Raw genomic sequence first — 25,807 nt, forward strand, 5'->3', positions numbered from 1 at the left:
GCAATGAAGCAGAGATTAGGAAAGTGGCTGGTTGCGGGACTTCTGCTGGCGGGCCTTCAGGTTCAGGCCGCCGAATCCGACCCGGCTGAAATTCGTATCGGTTATCAGAAAGGCTCAGTCAGCATGGTGCTGGCAAAGTCGCATCAGTTACTGGAGAAGCGTTTTCCCCATACGCATATTAAGTGGGTCGAGTTCCCGGCGGGCCCTCAGATGCTGGAAGCGCTGAATGTGAACAGCATCGATCTCGGCAGCACCGGCGACCTTCCGCCGCTGTTTGCGCAGGCCGCGGGCGCTGATCTGCTCTATGTAGGTTCTGAACCGCCGAAACCGAAATCAGAAGTGATTCTGGTGCCGAAAAACAGCCCCCTGAAACAGGTGGCGGATCTGAAAGGGAAAAAAGTCGCCTTCCAGAAAGGCTCCAGCTCGCACAATCTGCTGCTGCGCGCGCTGCAGCAGGCGGGACTCTCCTTTAACGATATTACGCCGGTCTATCTGACGCCCGCCGATGCCCGCGCCGCTTTCCAGCAGGGCAACGTTGATGCCTGGGCTATCTGGGACCCCTACTACTCCTCCGTGCTCCAGCAGGGTAACTCGCGCCTGCTGATCGATGGCAGCTCGCTCAACCTGACCGGCTCGTTCTATTTAGCGACCCGCAGCTATGCCGAAGCCCATGGCGCCTTTATTCAGCAGGTGCTCGACACGTTCAGTGCGGCCGATGCGCTCACCATCAGCCAGCGGCAGCAGAGTACCACCCTGCTGGCTCAGGCGATGGGCCTGCCCGAACCGGTTATCGCCAGCTATCTGGATCACCGGCCGCCGACCCGCATTTCACCGGTCAGTGCCGAAACGGCCGCCGCGCAGCAGCGCACCGCCGATCTCTTTTATGCCAATCATCTGTTGCCAGTCAAAGTGACGATTCAGGATCGTCTCTGGCATCCCCACACCGTCACGCAATAAGGAGCAACAATGAGCGTATCTGTTTTCTGGTTCCTGCCAACCCATGGCGACGGACACTATCTTGGCACGGCCGAAGGGGCGCGACCGGTTGATCACGCCTATCTGCAGCAGGTGGCGCAGGCCGCTGACCGTCTTGGCTTTGGCGGCGTCCTTATCCCGACCGGCCGCTCCTGTGAAGATGCCTGGCTGGTGGCCGCCTCGCTGATTCAGGTCACTCAGCGTCTGCGGTTTCTGGTGGCGCTGCGGCCGGGTGTGATTTCACCGACGCAGGCCGCCCGTCAGGCCGCCACCCTGGATCGCCTCTCTAACGGGCGGGCGCTGTTCAACCTGGTGACCGGCGGCGATCCGGAAGAGCTGGCGGGCGACGGGGTGTTCCTCGATCACCGCGAGCGTTACGCGGAGTCCGCCGAGTTTACCCGCGTCTGGCGTCGGGTCCTTGAGGGGGAAACCGTCGACTATGAAGGCAGGCATGTGCACGTTCGCGGGGCGCGGCTGATGTTTAAACCGGTCCAGCAGCCTCGTCCGCCGCTCTGGTTTGGCGGCTCCTCGGAACCGGCGCAGGAGCTGGCCGCGGAGCAGGTTGATGTCTACCTCACCTGGGGCGAGCCGCCTGCGCAGGTCAAAGAGAAAATTGAGCAGGTGCGCGCGAAAGCGGCTGCTCAGGGCCGGACGGTGCGATTCGGTATCCGTCTGCATGTGATTGTGCGTGAAACTAATGAAGAGGCCTGGCAGGCGGCTGACCGGCTGATTGCCAATGTGGATGACGCCACCATCGCCAAAGCGCAGGCGGCATTCCAGCGCGCCGATTCTGTCGGACAGCGTCGCATGGCCGCGCTCCACGGGGGTCGCCGCGACAAGCTCGAAATCAGCCCGAACCTCTGGGCAGGTGTCGGTCTGGTGCGCAGCGGTGCCGGAACCGCACTGGTGGGTGATGGCCCGACCGTTGCCGCCCGGATCAAAGAGTATGAAGCGCTGGGTATCGAGACCTTTATTCTGTCAGGCTACCCGCATCTGGAAGAGGCTTATCGCGTCGGGGAACTCCTGTTCCCGCATCTCGACCTGCAGGTGCCGCTGGTCCCGCAGCCTCGCGTCGTTCAGGCGCACGGTGAAGCGGTAGCCAACGATTTTACCCCTGAGAAAAAAGTCGCCCGGGGCTGAGGAGAGCAGAATGGCCAGAACCCGAAAACGTCTTGCCGATACGCTGGTGCCGTGGCTGCTGCCTCTCCTGCTGATCGTGGTATGGCAGATTGCCTCGCAAACCGGCTGGTTATCAACCCGCATTCTGCCGGCGCCGGAGAAAATCGTGACCACCTTCTGGCGGCTGACGGTCAGCGGCGAACTGTGGCAGCACCTGGCGATCAGCAGCTGGCGGGCGCTGGTCGGTTTCGCTATCGGCGGCTCCATCGGTCTGATACTTGGACTGATTACCGGCACCTCAAAAACCGGTGAGCGTCTGCTCGATACTTCGGTTCAGATGCTGCGCAACGTGCCGCATCTGGCCCTGATCCCGCTGGTGATCCTCTGGTTCGGTATTGATGAGTCGGCCAAGATTTTCCTGGTGGCGCTGGGCACACTCTTCCCTATCTACCTCAACACCTATCACGGCATCCGTAATATTGACCGCGGGCTGGTTGAGATGGCCCGCAGCTACGGTCTCTCCGGCTGGAGTCTGTTTATCCAGGTGATCCTGCCCGGCGCGCTGCCGAATATCATGGTCGGCGTGCGTTTCGCCCTCGGCCTGATGTGGCTGACGCTGATCGTCGCGGAGACCATTTCCGCCAACGCCGGCATCGGCTATCTGGCGATGAATGCGCGGGAATTCCTGCAGACGGATGTGGTGGTGGTCGCCATTATTCTCTACGCCCTGCTCGGTAAACTGGCGGATGTCGCCGCGCTGCTGCTGGAGCGTGTCTGGCTGCGCTGGCATCCCGCTTATCAATTTAAGGAGGAGAACGCATGAGTCCGATTCTCTCACCGGCACGCCTCAACACCGGCACCCCGGTTGGCGTCAACGGCGTCAGCAAACAGTATGGCAACCGCACTATTCTTAATAAAATTGACCTGCATATCCCTTCCGGTCAGTTTGTGGCGGTCGTGGGCCGCAGCGGCTGTGGCAAAAGTACCCTGCTGCGCCTGCTGGCCGGACTAGAGCACTGCTCCAGCGGTGAGCTGCTGGCGGGCAATGCGCCGTTGCAGTCGGCGCGCGACGATACCCGTCTGATGTTCCAGGATGCGCGACTGCTGCCGTGGAAAAAAGTGATCGATAACGTCGGCCTGGGACTGCGCGGACGCGAATGGCGCGGCGCGGCGCGGGATGCGCTGGCGGCAGTCGGACTTGCCGATCGGGCTGATGAGTGGCCTGCCGCGCTGTCGGGAGGCCAGAAACAGCGGGTTGCGCTGGCCCGGGCGCTGATCCATCGTCCCGGCCTGTTGCTGCTGGATGAGCCACTGGGGGCGCTGGATGCCCTGACCCGCATCGAAATGCAGGGACTGATTGAGTCGCTGTGGCAGCAGCATCACTTTACCGTGCTGCTGGTCACACACGATGTCAGTGAGGCGGTTGTGATGGCGGATCGGGTGCTGTTGATTGAGGAGGGAGAGATCGGGCTGGATCTTCAGGTCGATTTGCCCAGGCCGCGGCGCCGGGGATCGGCACGACTCGCCGAGCTGGAAGCGGAGGTGCTGGATCGGGTGATGCAGCGTACAGAGCGCACTCCACCGGTGCGGCTGGCGCAGCAGCGCTAAAAAAAGGCGGAGGCCGTCTCAGACGCTCCGCCTTTTTATTATCAGGCGTTCAGCGCCCGGGTGATTTTCTCGTAGAGATCGCCAGAGAGTTTATCCAGCGTCAGCAGTTCTTCCAGCGCCTCGCGCATCATCGCCTGACGCGTTTCGTCATAGCGTTTCAGGCGAATCAGCGGCTCCACCATCCGTGCCGCCACCTGCGGATTACGGGTGTTGAGGTCAGTCAGCATCTCGACCAGGAACTTATAGCCGCTGCCATCTTTTGCATGGAAAGCAGCAGGGTTCGCGGAGGCAAAGGCACCCACCAGCGAGCGAACGCGGTTCGGGTTACTCATCGTGAAGGAGCGATGCGTCAGAAGCTGACGCACGTTGCGCATCACGTTGGCAGCCGGACTGGTCGCCTGCAGCACAAACCATTTGTCCATGACCAGACCATCCTGATGCCAGCGCTCATCATACGCCGCCAGCAGCGCATCGCGGCACGGCAGCTGCGCCGCCACAGCGGCAGAAAGAGCGGCCAGCGCATCAGTCATGTTGGTCGCCTGCTGATACTGCGCCTGCACCAGTTTGTCCGCCAGCTGCGCATCGCTGAAGGCGAGATAGGTCAGGCAGATATTTTTCAGGCTGCGCTGACCAATCGCCTCATGCCCCACCCGGTACTCGGGCTGCTGATTGGCGTTGTAAATCGCAAAGAATTCATCGGCCAGTTCGCGCGCCAGCGTACGCTGCAGCGCATCCCGCACCAGTGAGATGGCCTGCGGATCGATAACGTCAAACAGCTCGGCAATCTCATTTTCTGACGGCAGCGTCATGATCAGCGCGGTCAGTGCCGGGTCGCAGTCGGTATCAAGCAGCACTGCGCGGAATGCGTCGGCGACGTGCAGTGGCAGCGACAGATGCTGACCCTGCTGATAGCGGGCGACATTGAGGCGGATATAGGTAGCCAGCAGGCTCTGAGCCGCATCCCAGCGGGAGAAGTCGTTGCGGGCATGGCGCATCAGGAAGGTAAGCTGCGCGTCACTCCACTTATAGTCGAGCTTCACCGGCGCAGAGAATTCACGCAGCAGCGACGGCACCGGCTGGAAGTAGACGTTGTCGAAAATAAAGGTGTGGAACTCCTCGGTAACATTCAGCACATGATGCACCGGCTGCCCATTATGCTGCAGCGGGATCACCTTGCCTTCGCCATCATAGAGTTCGATATCCAGCGGAATGTGCAGCGGCAGCTTCTCTTTCTGGTCGGCGGTGGCTGGCGTGTGCTGGGTAACATGCAGAGTGTACTGTTCCAGCTCCGGATTATAGTCGTCACGGACCGTCAGGACCGGTGTACCCGACTGGCTGTACCAGCGGCGGAACTGCGACAGGTCGACGTTTGAAGCATCTTCCATCGCCTGAACAAAATCATCGCAGGTTGCCGCGCTGCCGTCGTGGCGCTCAAAATAGAGCTGCATGCCTTTCTGGAAATTCTCCTCACCCAGCAGCGTGTGCATCATGCGGATCACTTCCGATCCCTTTTCATACACGGTCAGAGTGTAGAAGTTGTTCATTTCGATCACCTGATCCGGGCGGATCGGGTGCGCCATCGGGCTGGCATCTTCGGCGAACTGTGCACCACGAACGATGCGCACATTATCGATGCGGTTCACCGCGCGCGAGCCCAGATCGGAGCTGAACTCCTGATCGCGGAAGACCGTCAGCCCCTCTTTCAGGCTGAGCTGGAACCAGTCGCGGCAGGTCACACGGTTACCGGTCCAGTTATGGAAATATTCATGACCGATTACGGCTTCAATACCAAGATAATCTTTGTCGGTCGCGGTTTCAGCTTTGGCCAGCACATATTTGGCGTTAAAGACGTTGAGGCCTTTGTTTTCCATCGCCCCCATATTAAAGAAGTCTACTGCCACGATCATAAAGATGTCGAGGTCATACTCCAGACCGAAACGCTCCTCATCCCACTTCATGCTGTTTTTCAGCGAGGTCATCGCCCAGTCAGCGCGGTCGAGATTGCCGCGGTCGACGAAAATCTCCAGCGCCACATCCCGGCCTGAGCGGGTGGTAAAGCTGTCGCGCAGCACGTCGAAGTCGCCCGCCACCAGCGCAAACAGATAGCAGGGTTTCGGGAACGGGTCCTGCCACTTCACCCAGTTGCGCCCCTGATCGTCCTGGCCGCCGTCGATCCGGTTACCGTTCGAGAGCAGATAGGGATAGCGATTGCCGTCGGCATAAATGGTGGTAGTAAAACGCGCCAGCACATCCGGGCGATCGAGATACCAGGTAATATGACGGAAGCCTTCAGCTTCGCACTGGGTGCAGAGCGCCTCACCCGATTTGTACAGTCCTTCCAGCGCGGTGTTCTGATCCGGATGAATATCGTTGATGATTTTCAGGGTGAAGCTTTCCGGCAGCTGACTGATGACCAGCGCCCCCTCTTCTTCACGGAACGCCGTCCAGGGCTGCCCGTCGATTTCCAGCGCAATCAGCGTTAACGCCTCTCCGTCCAGGCGCAGCTCAGCCTGGCTGTCGCCCAGCCGTTTGACCTGGCTGATGGCCGTTACGCGGGTGGTCGACGCATCCAGTTCAAAGGTTAAATCGATGTCGGTGATGGTGTAATCAGGCGCACGGTAGTCGTGGCGATACTTGATTTGGGGCTGTTGCGTCATATTCCGTCTCGCGTTGTTATAAGTTTACCGGCAAAGTCTAAGCTTGTTACAACAAGCTTGCCACGCACAATGCAGCTAAAGGGTGAAATGTCTACAGTTTGTTAACAAAGGCACAGATTGGCCTCGACCCGCCGGACTGAAATATGCTGTGATCGGCGTCAGATAGTGAATTATACTTTTGCGTCTTTATGACTGTGTACAACACCGGGCTCTGCGCCACCGAACAGGATGCTGAAACGCGCCATGACAGGACATGCTTCCCCGATACTGACCTCGCTGCTGGATACGGACGCCTATAAGCTCCATATGCAGCAGGCCGTTTTCCACCGCTACCATGACGTAACGGTGACGGCGGAGTTTCGCTGCCGCGGCGACGAACTGCTGGGTCTCTACGCTGACGAAATTCGTGACGCGATAACCGCAATGCAAAATCTGGCGCTGACTGAAGATGAAGCGACCTGGTTGTCTCATCTTCCCTTCTTTCGCGAAGATTACCTGAGCTGGCTTCGCCAGTTCCGCTACAAACCGGAGCAGGTTGAGGTGCGCAATCACCACGGCAAGCTGGACCTTCGTATTCAGGGGCCGTGGCGTGAAGTGATACTGTGGGAGGTGCCGCTGCTGGCGCTGATTAGCGAGATTGTGCATCGTCATCGCACACCGCAGGTCACCACTCAGCAGGCGATTGATCACCTGCATCATAAGCTCAGCGACTTTAACGCGCAGGTGGCCGACCTCGACATGTCACGCTTCCGCCTGATGGATTTCGGCACCCGCCGTCGCTATTCACAGGATGTACAGCAGTCGATTGTCGCAACGCTGAAACAGGATTTCCCCTGGCTGATTGGTACCAGTAACTATGACCTGGCGCGCCGCCTGTCACTCACGCCAGTGGGCACCCAGGCGCACGAGTGGTTTCAGGCGTTCCAGCAGATCAGTCCCGTTCTGGCGAACAGCCAGCGGGCAGCACTGCAGGCGTGGCTGGATGAGTATGACGACCAGCTGGGTATTGCGCTGACCGACTGTATCGCCATGGATGCGTTCCTGCGCGACTTTGGCCCGGTGTTCGCCCGCCGTTATCAGGGTCTGCGCCACGATTCCGGCGATCCGGTTGAGTGGGGTGAGAAAGCACTCGCCCACTATCAGAAGCTGGGTATCGATCCCTTAAGCAAAAATCTGGTCTTTTCTGACAATCTGAATCTCGACAAAGCGCTGGCGCTTTACCGCCATTTTGGTCAGCGAACGAATGTGGTTTTCGGTATCGGGACCCGCCTGACCTGCGATATCCCGGGCGTCACGCCACTGAATATCGTCATTAAACTGGTGCAGTGCAACGGTAAACCGGTGGCAAAACTTTCCGACAGTCCGGGTAAAACGATCTGTCAGGACAAAGCCTTTGTCAGAGCGCTGCGTAAAGCCTTTGACCTGCCGCTGGTAAAAAAAGCGAGTTAAATCCCCTCTTATCGGGGCGTCAATACGCCCCGCCTCTGCTGTAATAAATCTGTTTTCAGCCTGAATTTTGCTTGTTTCCTGAAGACTCGCAAGTAACATAGCAAAACCCCGGATGGGGCAACTTTTTTTACTCACTTCTTCTATATAGAGAGATATTTATGAGCGTAGTGCCTGTAGCGGACGTACTGCACGGTCGCGTCGCGGTTGACAGTGAAGTCACCGTACGTGGTTGGGTGCGTACCCGAAGAGATTCCAAAGCCGGTCTTTCCTTCATCGCCGTGTATGACGGCTCCTGCTTTAATCCCGTTCAGGCTGTCGTCAATAATTCTCTGAATAATTATCAGGATGAAGTGCTGCGTCTGACCACGGGCTGTTCGGTTATCGTCACCGGTAAAGTGGTGGCTTCGCCGGGTCAGGGCCAGGCGTTTGAGATCCAGGCGACCCATCTGGAAGTGGTCGGCTGGGTGGAAGATCCGGACAGCTACCCGATGGCGGCTAAGCGCCACAGCATTGAGTATCTGCGTGAAGTGGCTCACCTGCGTCCGCGCACCAACCTGATTGGCGCGGTTGCCCGCGTCCGCCATACTCTGGCGCAGGCGCTGCACCGTTTCTTCCATGAAAATGGCTATTTCTGGGTCTCCACCCCGCTGATCACCGCGTCAGACACCGAAGGCGCAGGCGAGATGTTCCGCGTTTCGACGCTGGATCTGGAAAACCTGCCGCGTGACGATCAGGGCAAAGTCGATTTCGCTGAAGATTTCTTTGGCAAAGAGGCATTCCTGACCGTATCAGGTCAGCTGAACGGTGAAACCTATGCCAGCGCCCTGTCGAAGATTTACACCTTTGGTCCGACCTTCCGCGCCGAAAACTCTAACACCAGCCGTCACCTGGCGGAATTCTGGATGCTGGAGCCGGAAATTGCGTTTGCTTCGCTGGATGATGCCGCAGCACTGGCCGAAGCCATGCTGAAATATGTGTTTAACGCGGTGCTGGAAGAGCGCGCTGACGACATGGCCTTCTTTGCTGAGCGTGTCGATAAAGAGGCTGTTGAACGCCTGCAGCGTTTCATCACTACCGATTTTGCTCAGGTCGACTACACCGACGCAATTGAGATTCTGAAGAACTGCGGTCAGACCTTCGAGAATCCGGTTTCCTGGGGTATCGACCTCTCCTCTGAACACGAGCGTTATCTGGCAGAGAAACACTTCAAAGCGCCAGTGGTCGTAAAAAACTACCCGAAAGATATTAAGGCGTTCTACATGCGCCTGAATGAAGATGGTAAAACCGTGGCGGCGATGGACGTTCTGGCGCCGGGCATTGGTGAGATCATCGGCGGTTCACAGCGTGAAGAGCGTCTGGATGTGCTGGATGCGCGTCTGGAAGAGATGGGGCTGAATAAAGAGGATTACTGGTGGTATCGTGACCTGCGTCGCTATGGCACCGTTCCGCATTCTGGCTTTGGTCTGGGCTTTGAACGTTTAATCGCCTATGTTACCGGCGTACAAAATGTCAGGGACGTTATCCCCTTCCCGCGCACCCCACGCAATGCGAGTTTCTGACATTCGGCATTAAATATAAGAAAATCATATATATAAAGAGGTCGGCACTGCCGGCCTTTTTTTATTTTTGTAAATTTTGAGTTCTCTCACAAAGTTCCGTCTTTTTTACATTTTGTAATACATATTTTCCTTTAGAAACCAGATTACGAGTTTAGTAGCATTTTCGCGCTAGAATTACGGCGGGGGGGATGGAAAGATGCGTGCAGACACAGGAAGACACCAAACTTCGTTGAGGGTTCTGTAAAGATTTCCTTACGGCAGTGGCAGGTGTACAAATAACTCCAATGAGGGTAATGAATAATGATGAAGCGCAATATTCTGGCAGTGGTTATCCCTGCTCTGTTAGCCGCCGGCGCAGCCAATGCTGCCGAAATCTATAACAAAGACGGCAACAAACTGGACCTGTACGGTAAAGCTGTTGGTCTGCATTACTTCTCTGATGACGATAGCAACAACGGCGACAATTCTTATGTTCGCTTTGGCTTTAAGGGTGAAACTCAGATTAATGACCAGCTGACCGGTTACGGCCAGTGGGAATACAACATTCAGGCGAACAACTCTGAAGGTTCAGACGCACAGGACGGCAACAAGACCCGTCTGGGCTTTGCCGGTCTGAAATTCGGTGACGCGGGCTCAATCGACTACGGCCGTAACTACGGTGTGGTTTACGATGCAATCGGCTGGACCGATATGCTGCCAGAGTTCGGTGGCGACTCCGGATACTCAGATAACTTCATGAACGGTCGTAGCACCGGTTTGCTGACCTACCGCAATACCAACTTCTTTGGCCTGGTAGATGGCTGGGACTTTGCTGCTCAGTATCAGGGTAAAAATGATCGTGCTGACATTCGTCGTGCTAATGGTGATGGCTATGGTGTGTCAACAACCTACGTTTCACCTATCGGTGTAGGCTTCGCAGCAGCTTATAGCAGCAGCGACCGTACCAATGCACAGGCAGCGGGCACTGTTCGTAATACTGACACTGATACCAACGTAGCTACTGGTATTGGCGAAGGTAAGCGTGCTGAAAACTGGGCAACTGCTCTGAAATATGATGCTAACAATGTTTACTTAGCTGCAATGTATGGTGAGACCCGCAACTCTACACCTATCAACTCAGGTGACTTTACAGCGTTCGCAAATAAAGCTCAGAACATTGAGCTGGTAGCACAGTATCAGTTCGACTTCGGTCTGCGTCCATCCCTCGCCTACGTTCAGTCTAAAGGCAAGGACATCGAAGGCGTGGGCGATGCTGACCTGGTTAAATACATCGATGTTGGCGCGACTTACTACTTCAACAAAAACATGTCTACCTATGTTGATTACAAAATCAACCAGCTGGATGACAACAACCCACTCGGTATCAATACAGACGACGTGGTGGGTGTAGGCCTGGTTTACCAGTTCTAATCCTGCTTTCAACATGTTGAAAAACGGGGCTGCGGCCCCGTTTTTTTATGGCTGTTAATCACAACCTCTGCGCTGCTTAACCCCTTTCCGCTCTGCGTTAACGTCTTTATCTCCCCGTCGCGCAATCCGCACCGCAAAATAGAGCATTTTGATTCGCAAACGGTTGGCATTTGCCTGGCCGGACGTTAACCTGAGAGCCCTCTTGCAAACGTTCACGCTAATGGACCTGACACATGTTTGAATCGATCTCTGCTGCACCCGCCGATCCTATTCTCGGGCTCGCCGATCTGTTTCGTGCTGATGACCGCCCTGAAAAAATCAATCTGGGTATCGGCGTCTATAAAGACGAAACCGGCAAGACCCCGGTGCTGACCAGTGTTAAAAAGGCTGAGCAGTATCTGCTGGAAAACGAAACCACCAAAAACTATCTCAGCATTGATGGTCTGGCGGATTTCGCGCGCTGCACGCAGGCCCTGCTGTTCGGCAATGATAGTCCACTGATTAGCGCGCGCCGTGCACGTACGGCACAGACGCCAGGTGGCACAGGCGCGCTGCGCATTGCGGCAGATTTTCTGGCCACGCAGACGGCGGTGAAACGGGTCTGGATCAGCAATCCCAGCTGGCCGAATCATAAAAATGTGTTCAATGCTGCCGGTCTTGAGGTGTGTGAATATCACTATTATGACGCGGCAAACCATACACTCGATTTTGAGGGAATGCTGGCGTCGCTGAGTCAGGTTCAGCCTGGCGACGTGGTACTTTTCCACGGCTGCTGCCATAACCCGACCGGTATCGATCCGACAGCGGAGCAGTGGCAGAAGCTGGCAGAGATCTCACAGGCGAATGGCTGGCTGCCGCTGTTCGACTTCGCTTACCAGGGCTTTGCCCGTGGTCTGGACGAAGATGCCGAAGGCCTGCGTATTTTCGCCGCGTCACATCAGGAGCTGATTGTCGCCAGCTCATACTCGAAGAATTTTGGTCTCTACAATGAGCGCGTGGGGGCCATCACGCTGGTAGCGGCCGACGCAGGCGTAGCAGAAACCGCATTCAGTCAGGTGAAATACACCATTCGTGCCAACTACTCCAATCCCCCGGCGCATGGTGCGGCCGTCGTCGCGACGATTCTGAGTAACGACGCGCTGCGGACCATCTGGGAGCAGGAGCTGTCGGACATGCGTCAGCGCATTCAGCGCATGCGTCAGCTGTTTGTTAACACGCTGGCAGAGAAAGGTGCGCAGCGTGACTTCAGCTTTATCATTAAGCAAAACGGCATGTTCTCATTCAGCGGCTTAACCAAAGAGCAGGTTATTCGCCTGCGTGAAGAGTTCGCTGTGTATGCCGTTAACTCTGGCCGCGTGAATGTGGCGGGCATGACGCCGGACAACATGTCGGCGCTGTGCGAAGCGATTGTCGCGGTGCTCTGAGGCAGGCGATAAAACAAGAATGGGCCTGAGGGCCCATTTTTTATGGCAGCAAAAGGACTGTTTTTACTGCAGAAAAGGATTGCTGATGCGCTCCTGCCCCAGTGTGGAGATCGGGCCGTGGCCGGGCAGAAAAGTCACATCATCGCCCAGCGGCAGTAATTTAGTGTGAATCGCCTTAATTAACTGCTGATGATCGCCCTGCGGGAAGTCTGTTCGTCCCACGCCGCCATTAAAAATCACATCACCTGAAATCAGCAGCCTTCCGGGACGGTCAAAAAACACCACATGACCAGGGGAATGGCCCGGGCAGTGCAGGACCTCCAGCGTAGTCAGCCCGACCTGCACACTCTCCCCCTCCTCCAGCCAGCGATCCGGCGTAAAAGGGGCGCACTCTTCCAGTCCGAACATCCGGCTCTGCGTGGGCAGCGCCTCCAGCCAGAAAGCATCCCGCTTTTGTGGCCCGACAACAGGGATCTGATAGTAAGCCGCCAGTTCGACCGCGGCTCCGACGTGATCGAGATGCCCATGGGTCAGCAGAATCTGAGCGGGTTTGAGTCTGAGCTGTTCCAGCGTTTGTTTGATCAGATCGGCATCGCCGCCTGGATCGACCAGAGCCGCTTCACGGGTGGTGTCGCACCAGATAACGGAACAGTTCTGGGCAAAGGCTGTAACAGGAATAATGTGGTAGTTCATAACGCTCCATGACCGGCTCACGCAGCGTCGCCGGTGTCGTTACCAGTGCCTGATCGGACCGGTATCAATATGTACAAAGTTACTGCGGGGATAATATCCTACACCACCCGCACGCAGAGATAACGCTGCTTTGCGTACATTGGCTAATGAAACCCCTTCAATATGGAAATCCATCGCCTGGCCTTTGGTGTGATAGCTATGCTTCGCGACTCCCGGACCGCTCTCACGTAACATATTGTTGGTCGCCAGTGAACGGTAGCCCGAGACCAGCTGGACAGGTTTGCGCGTACCGAGCAGTGCCTGCAGGCGGAAAATCTGATCGAAGAGGTGCGGATCAATGCTTTTCACTTTATTGGCGCGGTAGTCACGGAAAAAGTGATTTAATCGTGTCAACTCATCCTTGTCGTAACTCTTACCATTGAAAAATTCAGTTTTAAGGGTTTCACCGGTGTGAAGATTGTTAAGCATCAATACACGCGGGCGAGACGTTGAAAGCGAGGCCCTTGCAGAAGCGGGCAATAATGCCAGTCCGGCGGCGGCACTACCGCAAAGCAGCAGGTTGCGACGAAAAGAATCAATAGTAGACATGTAGCGGTTTACCTGAGAGTGAAGCCATAGAAATGTGCAAAAAGCGCACAGGCCGAACCATAACTTTCTCTCAGGTAAGCGTCAACCCATCTGGGGCGTGTTTGAGAGGCGATTCCCGAAGGAATCGCTCTCAGAGGATATTTCTTACAGTGCCAGGTGCGCCGCTAACGATTTAAAATCAATCACTAGAGCAGTAACTGTTTCGCCCGGCTCAGTGCCTGACTGCCCGAACGGGCGGTGTCATCATAATTGTAAATATCTGTTCGGAACTGCGGCTTGCCATCATCAGCAACCCAGGCAGTAAGGTAATAGAGATTGACCGGGATGCGATGGCGAATCGGCACATAACGGGTATCCCCCTCTTTCAGGGTGCTGGAAATACGGGAGTCGTTCCAGCCTGCATCCTGCAGTAACAACCCGGCCAGTTCTGATGCCTTATTCACACGTACGCAGCCTGAGCTGAGCGCACGAATATCACGCTGAAACAGGTTATGGTTTGGCGTGTCATGCAGATAGATGGCATCCGAACTAGGCATGTTGAATTTGTATCGGCCCAGCGCATTCGTCTGACCCGGAGCCTGAATCATCCGGTAAGGAAAGGATGCAGCGGAAACCATGCGCCAGTCGATCATGCTGGGATCGATCACTTCAGCGTCAGCACTCCAGCCCGACAGCAGGGTATAACCGTGCTTGTAGAGATAGGTGGGGTCCTGTTTCACTTTAGGGATGATATCTTTACGCACCAGCGTCGTCGGCACATTCCACGGCGGATTGAGCACCACATTATTGAGCGCGCTGCGCATCAGTGGTGTTTTACGATCGGGACGCCCGACAATGACCCGGGAAGAGAGGATCTTGTTGCCGTTGTTGTAGTAGATCAGCGAGTAGTTGGCGATGTTGACCATAATGCCGTTGTGCATATCATCCGGCAGCAGGCGCAGTCGCTGAATATTCAGCGCCAGTAACGAAGCGCGCATCTGGGGTGAGACGTTCAGCCACTGCCGCGTTCTGGCACCGATAGCGCCATCGCCATCCAGTCCCTGCCACTGCTGAAAACGTTTGACCGCCGCCACCAGCGTCTCGTCATAGACATTGGCGGTGTTGCCGTCCAGCGTCTGGCTCTGAACGTTGCCGGGTGACTGCGGCGATGGCGCAGGCAGATCGTTGACCGGGGTGGCGGAAGGACTCACTGCCACCGGCTGATCGCTGTGGGTTACCGGCGAAGGAGCGACCGGCACGGCATCATCATCCGGAGCCGGTGCGTTGCTCTGTGCGGTCAGCATGCCGCTGCGCTGCAGAATTTCACGCAGTGCGGGCACATCGTCACTGACCTGACCCGGACGCAGCGTTTCGCTGTTCTTCAGCTGCGGCCAGGGCTGTTTATCACTGAGCAGCGCTTTCAGCGCAGCGTGCATCGGCTGATACTGAGGATGCTGCGGCTGCAGGGAAGCAACAAACGTACTGCTCGCGCCCGCATTGACCGCATTCTGCCACTGATTTACCACGGCCACCGACGGCTGTGTCAGCCTGTAGGGAACATTACTGTAGAGCCAGGTTTCGCCCTGCGTCGGCACGTTAGAGACAAACTGCAGGTAGCCCAGCATGGCGTCGGAGAGGGTCACGTCACGCGCAAAACCAGTGATAGCCGGGTTAGTCAGACGGTCAACCCAGCGCGTGAACTGCGGCTGAACGCCAGAGAGCGCCACCTCAGCCAGCTGCTGCTGAAACTTCTGAACCGCCTGCTCATCCTGCCAGAGCGGCTGCATGTGGCGGGACGCATACAGCGTCGCCAGCGGCGCAAGATAAAATGGCTGATCGGCGCTGGAAAACGCCTGGCGGATACGTTGCTGACTGTCGGAAACCGAAACTGACGCGTGCGCGGTGCCGGGCATCGCGGCGATAACAGCGGCCTGTGGTAGCGTAAATGGAACAACCGTTAGCGCCAGCGCTAACAATGATATAACACGATGATGATTAACCTTTTTTGCCAGCAACATCCCTGCCCCCTTATCTTCTTAACTGCGCAGCGTTCCCTGTATCCGCTGCGATCGGGCTGTGACTCATTATGTTGAGTATACAAACAAAAACGGCATTTGCCTCATACGACAAATGCCGTTTCCAGATTAACCAATGGTTCGGTTTTTGACTACGTCTCAGCCTGAGATTTTTCAGTGGTCAGATCGGGCAGAGCGGCCTCCCCGCTCCCGGCGCGAGTGGGCACGGGATCGGCCGCAAATCCACGCAGGCCGACGACATGCACGTGCTCGGTGTTATTAAACACCTTACGCATCAGTTTGTAAGTCGTGCCTTTCTCCGGGCTGATGTTCTCCGGCGCAGCAATCACCAGCTGCATCTCCAGACGTTCACACAGCTCAAACAGCGTGGCGATAGAGCGGGCATCCAGACGGGCCGCTTCATCCAGGAACAGCAGGCGGCAAGGTGAGATATCCTTGCCACGCAGACGGCGGGACTCCTCTTCCCAGCTCTGCACGACCATCACCAGAATCGACATCCCGGTACCGATCGCTTCGCCGGTTGAGAGCGCGCCACTTTCTGCACGCAGCCAGCCATCCGAACCGCGGTTAACTTCCACCTCCATCTCCAGATAGTTGCGGTAGTCCAGCAGCTCCTCACCGATAGTCTGCGGCGTCCGCTGACCCATATCGATATGCGGGTTCAGACGCTGATAGAGCTTCGCCAGCGCCTCTGAGAAGGTCAGACGGTTACTGTTGAAGAGGTCCTGATGCTGTTCATGCTCTTCTGACAGCGTATCCAGCAGCATGGCATGGGTTTCGCGAACGTTAACGTTGAGACGTACGCTGCGCACCTGACCAAAGCTGACAGTCTGCAGGCCCTGATTCAGCTGACGGATACGGTTCTGTTCACGCTGAATGGTTTTACGGATGATGTTCGCTGCACTGCGAGAACTGATGGCCAGCATCTGCTCACGCGCGGTCAGCTCTTCCGTCAGGCGATTCAGCTCAATCTCCATCTGCTCAATCGCTTCCACCGGATCGTCAGTCCGGATAATGTCCTGACGAATACGCTCACGCAGATGCTGATAAACGGCGATAAAGAACTGAATTTTACGTTCCGGACGTTTCGGATCTTCTGACAGCCGCAGCACGTCGCGCAGATGTTCATTGTCCGCCACCGCCAGACGCAGCGCACCCAGCGCCTTATCCGACATCGAACGCAGTTCATCGCCACTCATGTAGGCGAGTTCACGACGATGCAGACGGCGCTCCACGCCATTCTCTTTGACCAGACGCAGCACCGTGCACCAGCCCGCTTTCGCGCTGACCACCTGTTCACGCACCTGATGATACTGGCGCTCCAGCTGGCGCAGTCGCTTCTGCAGGTTATCCATCTCCGCTTCGCAGAAGGTCAGCTGTTTCTCCAGCTGATTCCGGCGTGCGCGGTTGTGGCTCAGTGCGGTATAAAGCTCATCGCGACGCGCCCGCGCCCGCGCTTCTGCGCTGCTGTCCGCATGGACGCCAATCGTCTGCATCTCCTGCTGCAGCTCTTTCAGCATGTCGCGCTTGGCATCCCAGGCGCTTTTCAGCGAGGCCAGCAGCTGAGCATATTGGGTCAGCTGTGCCTGATGTTCACGCAGACGTTCACGGCAGCGGCTGCGCTCGCCTTCAGCCTGCTCCAGGCGCTGACGCAGTTTGTCGCTGAGGTCATTGTTGCCACTGAGCATGCTGGCTGAATCGTCATAACTGAAGTGAGCACGACGCTGCACCACCTCGGTCAGGGCAAATGCCTGCTGACGGGCGTTGCGCTGCTGCTGCTGCGCCTGCTGATAGTCCGCCTGCAGCTGTTCGTGCTGTTCCGGGTCGCTCTGCAGAACCGCGATGATCGGTTCCAGTTTCGCCAGCTTAGCGCCATGCTGATGCAGGAAGCGCGCCGCATCCTGAGCGGCATCAACCTGCTCACGAATCTCTTCGCAGCGATCGGCCAGGGTGTCATCCAGCAGCAGATTAACGCGCGGCAGCAGGCGGTTTAACTGCGACACGCCCTCTTTCGCCAGCTCATACTGCTGACGCTGCTGCTGATTGTTACTTTCATGCTGATTGAGTGCCCGCTCCAGCTCCCCGCGACGCGCGCCCAGCTGACGAATCTGCGCTTCCGGGTCGGCATCAAAGGCGACGGCCAGATGACTGCCGATAAAGCGACTGAAGGACTGATGCAGACGCTGCGTTTTCTGCACATCAAACGACAGGGTCGCGTAGCGTTCCGCCAGCTTGTCGCGCTCCAGATGCAGCAGCTCAAGCTGATTTTCACGCGCCGCGCGGCCAAACAGCGGTATTTTCGGGAAGCGGGAGTAGCGCCACTGACGCTCAGCCACTTTTACCACGACCGCATTCTGCAGCTCATCAACACTGAAGACGCTGTCGTCGAATGACTGCGGATCGCCCTCGATCAGATAGAGATCTTCCGGGCACTCTTCCAGTCCGTCCAGCAACTCGCGCACCCGTGAAAGATCAGGTACAACAATCGCGTGACGTGACGGGCCATAGAGCGCCGAGAAGTACGGCGCATCGTCCAGGGTCACATCATCGTAAATCTCTGACAGCAGCACGCCGCCAAAACGTTCTGCCAGCTGGGTCAGACGCGCATCCTCAGCACCGCCCGGCTGACTGAGCCGTTCAATCTGCTGCTCGATGTCGCGTTTACGTGCTGCCACTTCGTCGCGCTCGACGGTAGTTTCACGCTCCTGTTCCAGCAGCTGCTGCATGTACTCGGTGACATCCTGGCTGCTGTTCAGCGCCTGGCCGGTCTGTTCGCTGAGCTGCGTCAGGATCTCCTGGGCGGCGAGCCAGTGCGGCGCGCGCGCCGTCAGGCCTGTAATACGTTCACGCAGCTGTTCGAGCTCCTGGCGCATCTTCATGCGCTGCTCACCCGCGTCAGCCACGCTGCTGTTCAGCTGTTCAATCTGCGCTTCCAGCTCCTGCTGCAGGCCAGCCAGCGCATCCGCGTCGTAGTGCTGCCCCTGACGCTTGCAGAACTCGGCCAGCAGACGCTCAGCCTCGTGCTGCTCGCGCAGCCGCTGTTCCAGTTCATTGAGACGCAGACGCAGCGAGGAGAGCTGTTCGGCGTGATGGCGCTGATTACTGGCATCCCGCAGCAGTTCGCGGCCGGTTTGCCAGGCATCCTGACGACTCACCTCACCGGCGATGCTGGTCACCAGCGCCAGCGCCTGTTCAAACTGACTGTGCGCCGCTTCCGCCACGCTCAGCTTCTGCTCCAGACGCAGCAGGTGCTCTGTCGCCTCCTCCTCTTTAGCCTGGAAGCTCTCCTGCCATTCGGCTGCATTGTCGATGCTCAGGTCGGGCAACTGGCAAAGGGTGCGGGCGCGCTCCAGTGCTTGCAGTGCCTGCTGATACTGAATGGCGCGGGTTTGCTGCACGTCGAGCGCCTGCTGGAAATCAGCCAGCTGACTTTTCAGCTCATCCACTTCCAGCTCAGCCGCTTCAGCCCGCGCTTCGTTCTCTTCCTGAATCTCACGCGCTTCGGCCACTACTTCGGTCTGCTCTTCCAGCCGCAGCGTCAGGTCTTCGATATCGGCATCGTAACGTTCAATCTTCTCCTGCTGACGCATCGCCGTCTGCACGAGGTTAAGGTGATCGCTGGCGGACTGATAATCGACTTCGAGATCGTTTTCGGCGCCGCTGTGCTCAGCCAGCTCGCGCGCCATTTCAACATGACGATACTGCTCGGTGGCGAGTTGCTTGCGGCTGCTGAACAGTTCATTGCGCAGCTGTAACGCGCTGTCGAGATGAACCCGGCGCTCGTTAGCATGGCGCATGTAGTCAGCTGAAACGTAACTGGTCGCCTCAGAGATCAGATGTTTAAATAGATCGCGATCGGACTGAGTTACGCGGATTGCCTCCAGCGTCATGCGGTTCTCGCGCAGTGCGGCTTCCATATCCTGGAAGGCTTTGCGCACGCCGCTGTTTTCAGGCAGCAGGTAATCACGCAGCGATCGGGTAATGGCACTGGAGATACCGCCGTAGAGCGAGGCTTCAATCAGGCGATAAAACTTGCTGCGATCGCTGGCGGAGCGCAGACGACGCGGCACCACACCCAGATCAAACATCATGGCGTGATAGTCAGTGACCGAGTTGTAGGCGCGGAATTGTACCCCTTCCTGCGCCTCAACCCGCTCTTTGACCTCATTCAGCGGCAACACGCGCGCCTGACGGCTGTTCAGCACTTCAGTCAGCATGTCGGTCGGATTGGTGTCGGCAGGCAGACCGTGGATACTGAACGGCTTGATGTCCACCTTTTTATCCCGGCCGGCGACCTGCTGCAGGCGAACACCCACCACCACACGCTGATGGCGTGAGTTCACCACATCCAGCATGGAGTAGCAGACGCCGGCGCGCAGTTTGCCGTGCAGGCCTTTATCGCGCGACCCGGAGGTCGCACCCGCTTCGGTGGTATTACGGAAGTGCAGCAGTGTCAGATCGGGGATCAGCGCGGTGACAAAAGCCGCCATCGTGGTGGACTTACCGGCCCCGTTACCGCCTGACAGCGTGGTAACTAATTCATCAAGATCAAAGGTGCGGGCAAAAAAGCCGTTCCAGTTGATCAGCGTAAGCGAACGAAACTTTCCGCGCTCAATCATGCCTGTTCTTCCTCTGCGTTCTCACTCGCGTCGCTCTCCTGCCCGTCACCTTCATCGGTGTCGACCGGTGCAGTGGCGTTTTCCAGTAGCATCGCTTCCCCGTCACGAATCAGACGAAGCTGCGCTTCACGGGCATCATCCCCGCCGCGCACGTCAGCGCCAAAGCGGAACACCGATTCCGTGATGCGGAATTTGCTGCTGTCGTTGCCGAAAAACCACACCATGCCGAGACGGCGCAGACGGCTCAGTGAGGCGCGCACTTTCTCCTGCAGCTTGGTGCGGTCCAGATCCGACCCGGTTGAACGCTGATTCACCAGCTTCAGCAGCCGGTTCTCATCCGCCAGCGAGAGCAGTTCATCATAGAGCTCCTGCTGGGTGAAAATCCCTTCATTGGCCAGCCGTTCCGGGCTGAGATAGAGATAGCAGAGAATTTTCCCGACCATCATATCCAGCTCAGAGAGTACCGAGCGCGGGATCAGCGTGGTTGAACGCGGACGCAGATAGAAGAAGCCTTCCGGCGCACGGATTAACTCCACGTGATAGCGGCTGTAAAACTCTTCGAGAAACGACTGGTAGTCCATCAGAAAAGCGTGGTTATCCAGCTCTTCAATACCGATGTGGCGTCCCGCGCGTAACTGGCTGTCCAGCGCGGGGAAAATCGGGTTGGCCAGTGCCTGTGCCAGCTTAACCGGCATCACTTGTTCAATATTTGTCGATGACATGTGCCTGCACCTTGGCTCCGTAATCATTGATGGCTTGCCATTCCACAGGCAAGCCGGCTAAATCGGCTTCCGCTACGCCAAGACGCACCGCCTGGTCCACCACAATGCGCGCCAGATCGAAATGACGGGCGCGGGGATACTGGGCCAGGTAGTCGCGCATTACTGACGCGAGGTTGAGCGGTTTTTGTTGCAACTTGTAGACCTGCAGCGCTTCTTCAATCATGGCTGCCAGCTGTTCGCGGATTTCGTTGATCTCTTCGTACTCCATCTCCGGCGGCAGTTCGCCCATGACTTCGTCGTTACGCAGCGTCAGGGCCTCATCACGCATGTCATAGAGACGGTCGGCGTTGGCATAGGTCAGCGCCCACGGCGCGTCGAAGTAATTCTGAACCGATACCCGCAGACGCTGCGCAAAGACGCGGTTTTTATCCATGTCGATGGCAGTACGAATAAATTTGTGGACGTGGCGGTCGTAGCCGATCCAGAGGTCAATCGCCTGCTGGCCCCAGCTGGTGATTCGGTCAAGTTTGCTCTGCAGATCAAACACCAGCTTGTCGACAAACCCGAGATCCGGGCTGTTCAGCGTGGCATCCTGAATGCGTAACAGGTTTTCCTGCAGCTTGTCACCTGCGGCTTCGAGCGTATCCTGCAATTCGCGCAGGGTTCCCGAGGTCTCTGAAAGCAGCATTTCGCAGCTGGAGATAGCCGCGCGCCAGTCTTTGTTCAGCAGCTCGGCGATATCGTTTTTGACCGCCTGCTGCTGCTCATCCATCAGACGCTGGGTCATATCGATGCTGTCGAATATCTCTGCCACCGAATATTTCAGCGGCGCGAAAACATTACGGTGCCAGTGAAACTCATCGCCATTTTCCTGGGCGGCATCGGCGGCCCGCTTCAGCTCACTGGCCACAATGGAGAGCTGCATCGACAGGCGCAGGGTCGAAAACTCCCGCTGACGGATGTAGTAGTCGGTGATACCGATCGCCAGCGGCGTCAAGCGATAGATGGCGTTGCCTTCGGTAAGCTCGCTGGTAAAGCGGTTGAGCAGGCGCTGTCGCACCATGTCATTGATGGCGTTATTGGCGCGAACCAGCACGGTTTCATGGGTTTGTTCAAACGCTTTACTGACGTGACGGAAAGCATCAATCAGATCGCCTTCGCTCATTTCGCCGTCCATCCGCTCCCCGTTGAGGGTGGCGATAGCCAGCAAAAAGGCCAGCCGTTCCACTGGCAGCGCAAGGGAAAAGTCATTTTTGCGCGCCCAGGATACCAGTTCAGGTACCGTCTGGGAAAATTCACTCATAATTCGTCCTTCTGCCCGGGTTTACGCGCGGTCACGTGGATGTAACGCCCTAAGCTTAAAAAGGGTTCCTGACGGCAGTAACGCCGCTCCATCTCAATAATTTCGTCGTCGCTTTTGGGCTCGCCCTTTGGCGGTTTCATGTAGTCGCTGAAAACCCGGATACCGGCACGCCGCTCAATCACAAAGCCACAGGCCTCCAGCCAGCGATGAACCTGATCGGGATCGCGGGGATAGTCAGGCGATAGCGTGCGCTTTTTGCGTTTGGTCAGGTTGGTGCGCAGATAGCCAAAGTTGCCCAGCGTTAAGGTGCGCAGTGTCAGGCCATGCAGATTGTAAAACATCAGTGACATGACCCCACCCGGACGCAGCACATCATACAACGCTTTCAGCACCGCCTCCGGTTCGGCGACCCACTCAAGCACAGCGTGGAACAATACCAGATCCACCGGCTTATCCAAATGTTCACCCACCTGCTGGGCGCTAATTTGTCTGAATTGCATGTTGTGGCTCACACCCTGCGCCGTGGCATTTTCTTCCGCCCGGCGCAGCATCTCACCGGAGAGATCGCACAGCAGCACCTGATGGCCCTGTGCCGCCAGACCGCTGGAGACCTGGCCGATTCCGCCACCCGCATCCAGCACGGAGAGCGGATGTGGCGACAGGCCTGGCAGGATCATCGCCAGCTCATCATGGAGAATGGCCTGGCGTATCCGTCCTTTGGTGGTGCCGTAAATATTTTGCGAAAATTTATCCGCGAGATCGTCAAAGTTACGATCCTGCATGGCATGCGCTCCGGTATGCTGCGGTAAGACTTGTGCTATTTTGTCACAGGCACCAGAAGAATGAACCTTTCATCCCCATCTTCCCTTCCGGGTGCTCTATTTTCGGACAACAGGACGCGTTTTTGATGTTATTTACCCTGAAAAAAGTGACTGGCGGGCTGCTTTTACCCCTGCCGTTTCTGCTTTTGCTGATGGCATTGGGCATTTTACTGCTTTGGCTGACTGACTGGCAGAAAAGCGGTAAAACCGTGATCTCTGTCAGCTGGCTGTTACTGCTGCTTCTGAGTCTGCAACCGCTGGCCGATCGCCTGCTGTTGCCGCTGGATAGCCGTTATCCGACCTGGAACGGCACCCGTGAGGTGGATTACATCGTCGTGCTGGGCGGAGGCTACACGTTCAATCCGGCGTGGGCGCCGAGCTCAAACCTGCTGAACAACAGCCTGCCGCGCGTGGCAGAAGGAGTGCGTCAGTGGCAACGCAATCCGCAATCGACCCTGATTTTCACCGGCGCCGCAGGCGGCACCAATCCGAAGAGCAGCGCCTGGGTCGCGGCACAGGTAGCCGAAAGTTTGGGGGTTCCCCCGGCACATATTCAGCTTCTCGATCAGCCGCGCGATACGGCGGATGAGGCGCAGGCGGTGAAAGGCGTGGTGGGTGAACATCCATTCCTGCTGGTCACATCCGCGAATCATATGCCGCGGGCAATACATTTTTTCCACGCGGTCGGATTGCAGCCGATTGCCGCACCCGCCAACCAGCTGGCAATTACCTCACCGCTGAATGGATGGGAGCGAGCGATACCCTCCTCGATCTGGCTGAGTCACAGCGAACGGGCGGTGTATGAAACGCTTGGCGCACTATTACAACGGCTGAAAGGCGAGAAACCGGACTCAGCCGAGCCAGGGAAGTAGCTGCGCGCAGGCATGGTCAAAACGGGGACGATTAAAGGTGCCGGTCTGGATCAGCTGGTCGACACAGTCCCACACCTGATAAACCCACCGACGCCAGACAAAGCCTTCTGAAACCGGTGCCCGCTGCAGATAGCTGTGCAGCAGCGCGGTTTCAGCAGGAGAGTCATCCAGATGGATGAGATCAATCTCACGCGGTGCCCAGAGGAGCGGGCCGGGCTGGGTCATCGCGATTAGCTGATCGCTGCGGCTGTTTTTCAGCATGCTTTGCAGCCGGACGTTGCCATGCACCATTACGCAGGGATCGTCAAAGCCGCGGAACAGATGCGCCAGTCGCGCCCGGCAGCGAAACAGAATCTGGCGATCTTCGAGCGTCAAAGCCGGTGGTCGCAGATAATTCAGCGTCGCCCACAGCACCTCAACCCGCTGAGCATACCAGGCGGGCCAGCGATTCTGCTGAGTGCTGTCCACCGTACCCACCAGCCCATGGCTGTCGAGCCGATGCCAGGCAAGCAGCCCCTCGACTACCTGCTCACAAAACTGCTGCCAGCGCTGAGCATCCCGCGCCGGGGCCTCCGCCGTCACGCCATTGAGTCGCGCCAGCAGAAGCATTTCATGAACCGGAGGACGCTGGCTCATCACCAGACCATACACGGCTGGCACTGCAATCCGTCCGGCCTGACCGAGCAACGTCAGCTTTTTCGCTTCTATCGCTGCCCGGCCCTGATGACGAAAATATTTTGCCACGACCGGCATAGGGAGGCCTTCCCGATCGTATAACGCATAAAGTCGGGTGGGCGGCTGATCGCTGATGATTTCGAGGCGGCTGATCGTTTCCCCCAGCGCCAGCGTGAGTTCCGATTTAAGCTCTTCCATGCGGCATCCTCTTCAGATGAGTATCACAATATCCTGAAGGAAGTGGTGGCGATAAGTTTAGTGGCGGATCAATAAGGTTGTGCGGAAACGGGGAGACAGGCTCCCCGATAATCAGGCCTGCATGGCCTCGCGGACACGTTGCAGATCGTCTGGCGTGTCTACCCCCACGCTGGGAATAGTTTGCGCAACAGCAACATGAATTTTCTCGCCGTACCATAACACCCGCAGCTGTTCGAGCAGCTCAATCTGTTCCAGCGGACAAGGTGCCCAGGCAACATAGCGGCGGATAAAACCGGCACGATAGGCGTAAATACCAATGTGGCGCAGCAGCGTGTCACCAATCTGGTCGCGTGACGCAGCATAGCGTTCACGATCCCAGGGGATAGTCGCCCGTGAAAAATAGAGCGCGTAACCCTGCGCATCCATGACCACTTTCACCGCATTGGGATTAAACGCTTCCTCCGCATCCGTGATGGGTACAGCCAGCGTCGCCATGCCCGCGGCCGACCCCGCCAGATTATTCGCCACCTGACGCACAATCTCTGCCGGAATCATCGGTTCGTCGCCCTGCACGTTGACGATGATTTCATCATCAGCAAACTGATACTTTTCGATCACTTCCGCCAGCCGCTCTGTGCCGGACTGATGATCGGCGCGCGTCATGCAGACTTCGCCGCCTGCCGCTTCCACGGCCTGCGCCACATCGGGATGATCGGTGGCCACAATGACCCGGCTGGCACCCGACTCGCGGGCGCGCTCCATCACATGCACCACCATCGGTTTACCATGAATATCGAGCAGCGGCTTGCCGGGTAAGCGGGTTGACGCATAACGTGCAGGAATGATGGCGGTGAAACTCATGGATGAATCTCTTCAACAGAGAGCGTACGGGCTTCTGTTTCCAGCAGTACCGGAATCCCCTCTCTGACCGGAAAGGCCAGGCCATCGGGTTTGCAGATCAGCTCCTGCTGAGCATTGTTAAAGTAGAGTTTGCCATTACAGACCGGGCAGGCAACGATTTCGAGTAAACGATGATCCATATGTCCTCCATCAGGGAGCAAATGCTTAAGGGGTAAAGCATACCATAGCCCGCTTCATGC

20 protein-coding genes are annotated in these 25,807 nt (G+C 57.2%); 9 read left to right on the forward strand and 11 right to left on the reverse strand.

All coding sequences use genetic code 11. The annotated features are described in order from the left end of the window. The first annotated feature begins 3 nt into the window (after positions 1 to 3). From S7A_RS12555 to ssuB, 4 genes are read left to right on the forward strand one after another with little or no spacing between them, the layout of a single operon-like run. Complete coding sequence (locus tag S7A_RS12555; RefSeq protein ID WP_009091067.1) at positions 4 to 957, forward strand: sulfonate ABC transporter substrate-binding protein; 954 nt, start codon at positions 4 to 6, stop codon at positions 955 to 957. Positions 958 to 966: 9 nt separating this feature from the next. After that, positions 967 to 2,115 (forward strand): FMNH2-dependent alkanesulfonate monooxygenase, encoded by a 1,149-nt coding sequence (ssuD, locus tag S7A_RS12560; RefSeq protein WP_009091069.1) that lies wholly within the window; start codon positions 967 to 969, stop codon positions 2,113 to 2,115. A gap of 10 nt (positions 2,116 to 2,125) precedes the next feature. Beyond that, a complete protein-coding gene (gene ssuC, locus S7A_RS12565; protein ID WP_009091071.1) occupies positions 2,126 to 2,917 on the forward strand; it encodes an aliphatic sulfonate ABC transporter permease SsuC in 792 nt (263 codons plus the stop codon). Further along, positions 2,914 to 3,702 carry an aliphatic sulfonates ABC transporter ATP-binding protein gene (gene ssuB / locus S7A_RS12570; protein WP_009091072.1) on the forward strand — a complete coding sequence of 263 codons (789 nt, stop codon included), beginning with the start codon at positions 2,914 to 2,916 and terminating at the stop codon, positions 3,700 to 3,702. The genes ssuC and ssuB overlap by 4 nt, the downstream gene beginning before the upstream one ends. A gap of 41 nt (positions 3,703 to 3,743) precedes the next feature. On the opposite strand, the gene pepN is transcribed toward ssuB, so the two are convergent. Beyond that, complete coding sequence (pepN, locus tag S7A_RS12575; protein ID WP_009091075.1) at positions 3,744 to 6,359, reverse strand: aminopeptidase N; 2,616 nt, start codon at positions 6,357 to 6,359, stop codon at positions 3,744 to 3,746. Between the two features lie 243 nt (positions 6,360 to 6,602). Here pepN and pncB point away from each other — a divergent pair, with 243 nt between their 5' ends. The 4 genes from pncB to S7A_RS12595 all read left to right on the forward strand — a co-directional run bounded on the left by pncB (position 6,603) and on the right by S7A_RS12595 (position 12,201). Beyond that, positions 6,603 to 7,808 (forward strand): nicotinate phosphoribosyltransferase, encoded by a 1,206-nt coding sequence (gene pncB, locus S7A_RS12580; protein ID WP_009091077.1) that lies wholly within the window; start codon positions 6,603 to 6,605, stop codon positions 7,806 to 7,808. Positions 7,809 to 7,966: 158 nt separating this feature from the next. Further along, positions 7,967 to 9,367 (forward strand): asparagine--tRNA ligase, encoded by a 1,401-nt coding sequence (asnS, locus tag S7A_RS12585; protein ID WP_009091079.1) that lies wholly within the window; start codon positions 7,967 to 7,969, stop codon positions 9,365 to 9,367. A gap of 300 nt (positions 9,368 to 9,667) precedes the next feature. Then, the gene (gene ompF / locus S7A_RS12590) at positions 9,668 to 10,777 is read left to right on the forward strand and encodes a porin OmpF (protein ID WP_009091081.1); all 1,110 of its coding nucleotides are present in this window, start codon (positions 9,668 to 9,670) and stop codon (positions 10,775 to 10,777) included. A gap of 233 nt (positions 10,778 to 11,010) precedes the next feature. Continuing rightward, on the forward strand, positions 11,011 to 12,201 hold the full coding sequence (locus S7A_RS12595) for an amino acid aminotransferase (protein ID WP_009091082.1): 1,191 nt from the start codon (positions 11,011 to 11,013) through the stop codon (positions 12,199 to 12,201). A gap of 63 nt (positions 12,202 to 12,264) precedes the next feature. Here the strand turns inward: S7A_RS12595 and S7A_RS12600 are convergent, their stop codons facing one another. The 7 genes from S7A_RS12600 to cmoM all read right to left on the reverse strand — a co-directional run bounded on the left by S7A_RS12600 (position 12,265) and on the right by cmoM (position 22,923). Further along, positions 12,265 to 12,894 carry an MBL fold metallo-hydrolase gene (locus S7A_RS12600; RefSeq protein WP_009091084.1) on the reverse strand — a complete coding sequence of 210 codons (630 nt, stop codon included), beginning with the start codon at positions 12,892 to 12,894 and terminating at the stop codon, positions 12,265 to 12,267. A 39-nt stretch (positions 12,895 to 12,933) separates the two neighbouring features. Further along, positions 12,934 to 13,482, reverse strand: a complete 549-nt coding sequence (locus tag S7A_RS12605) for a YcbK family protein (protein WP_009091085.1) — start codon at positions 13,480 to 13,482, stop codon at positions 12,934 to 12,936. Positions 13,483 to 13,667: 185 nt separating this feature from the next. Then, the gene (ldtD, locus tag S7A_RS12610) at positions 13,668 to 15,479 is read right to left on the reverse strand and encodes a L,D-transpeptidase (RefSeq protein WP_009091087.1); all 1,812 of its coding nucleotides are present in this window, start codon (positions 15,477 to 15,479) and stop codon (positions 13,668 to 13,670) included. 149 nt (positions 15,480 to 15,628) lie between these two features. Further along, positions 15,629 to 20,116 (reverse strand): chromosome partition protein MukB, encoded by a 4,488-nt coding sequence (gene mukB, locus S7A_RS12615; protein WP_009091089.1) that lies wholly within the window; start codon positions 20,114 to 20,116, stop codon positions 15,629 to 15,631. Further along, positions 20,113 to 20,838 (reverse strand): chromosome partition protein MukE, encoded by a 726-nt coding sequence (gene mukE, locus S7A_RS12620; RefSeq protein ID WP_009091092.1) that lies wholly within the window; start codon positions 20,836 to 20,838, stop codon positions 20,113 to 20,115. Before mukE ends, mukB begins: the two co-directional genes overlap by 4 nt. Continuing rightward, positions 20,819 to 22,141: a chromosome partition protein MukF gene (gene mukF, locus S7A_RS12625; RefSeq protein ID WP_009091093.1), complete on the reverse strand. Its 1,323-nt coding sequence runs from the start codon at positions 22,139 to 22,141 to the stop codon at positions 20,819 to 20,821. Before mukF ends, mukE begins: the two co-directional genes overlap by 20 nt. Next, entirely contained in the window at positions 22,138 to 22,923 is a 786-nt protein-coding gene (gene cmoM, locus S7A_RS12630; RefSeq protein WP_009091095.1) for a tRNA uridine 5-oxyacetic acid(34) methyltransferase CmoM, read from the reverse strand. The genes mukF and cmoM overlap by 4 nt, the downstream gene beginning before the upstream one ends. A gap of 125 nt (positions 22,924 to 23,048) precedes the next feature. Here cmoM and elyC point away from each other — a divergent pair, with 125 nt between their 5' ends. Continuing rightward, the gene (gene elyC, locus S7A_RS12635; protein ID WP_009091096.1) at positions 23,049 to 23,834 is read left to right on the forward strand and encodes an envelope biogenesis factor ElyC; all 786 of its coding nucleotides are present in this window, start codon (positions 23,049 to 23,051) and stop codon (positions 23,832 to 23,834) included. Here elyC and S7A_RS12640 read toward each other — a convergent pair. The 3 genes from S7A_RS12640 to S7A_RS12650 all read right to left on the reverse strand — a co-directional run bounded on the left by S7A_RS12640 (position 23,814) and on the right by S7A_RS12650 (position 25,747). Beyond that, a complete protein-coding gene (locus S7A_RS12640) occupies positions 23,814 to 24,707 on the reverse strand; it encodes a hypothetical protein (RefSeq protein ID WP_009091097.1) in 894 nt (297 codons plus the stop codon). The two genes, elyC and S7A_RS12640, sit on opposite strands and share 21 nt — an antisense overlap. Before the next feature lie 111 nt (positions 24,708 to 24,818). Then, positions 24,819 to 25,568, reverse strand: coding sequence for a 3-deoxy-manno-octulosonate cytidylyltransferase (gene kdsB / locus S7A_RS12645; RefSeq protein WP_009091099.1), 750 nt, complete (start codon positions 25,566 to 25,568; stop codon positions 24,819 to 24,821). Further along, positions 25,565 to 25,747, reverse strand: coding sequence for a Trm112 family protein (locus tag S7A_RS12650; protein ID WP_009091101.1), 183 nt, complete (start codon positions 25,745 to 25,747; stop codon positions 25,565 to 25,567). The genes kdsB and S7A_RS12650 overlap by 4 nt, the downstream gene beginning before the upstream one ends. Positions 25,748 to 25,807: the final 60 nt, after the last annotated feature.

This window comes from Pantoea sp. Sc1, from assembly GCF_000255315.1.
Classification (GTDB): Bacteria; Pseudomonadota; Gammaproteobacteria; order Enterobacterales; family Enterobacteriaceae; genus Pantoea; species Pantoea anthophila.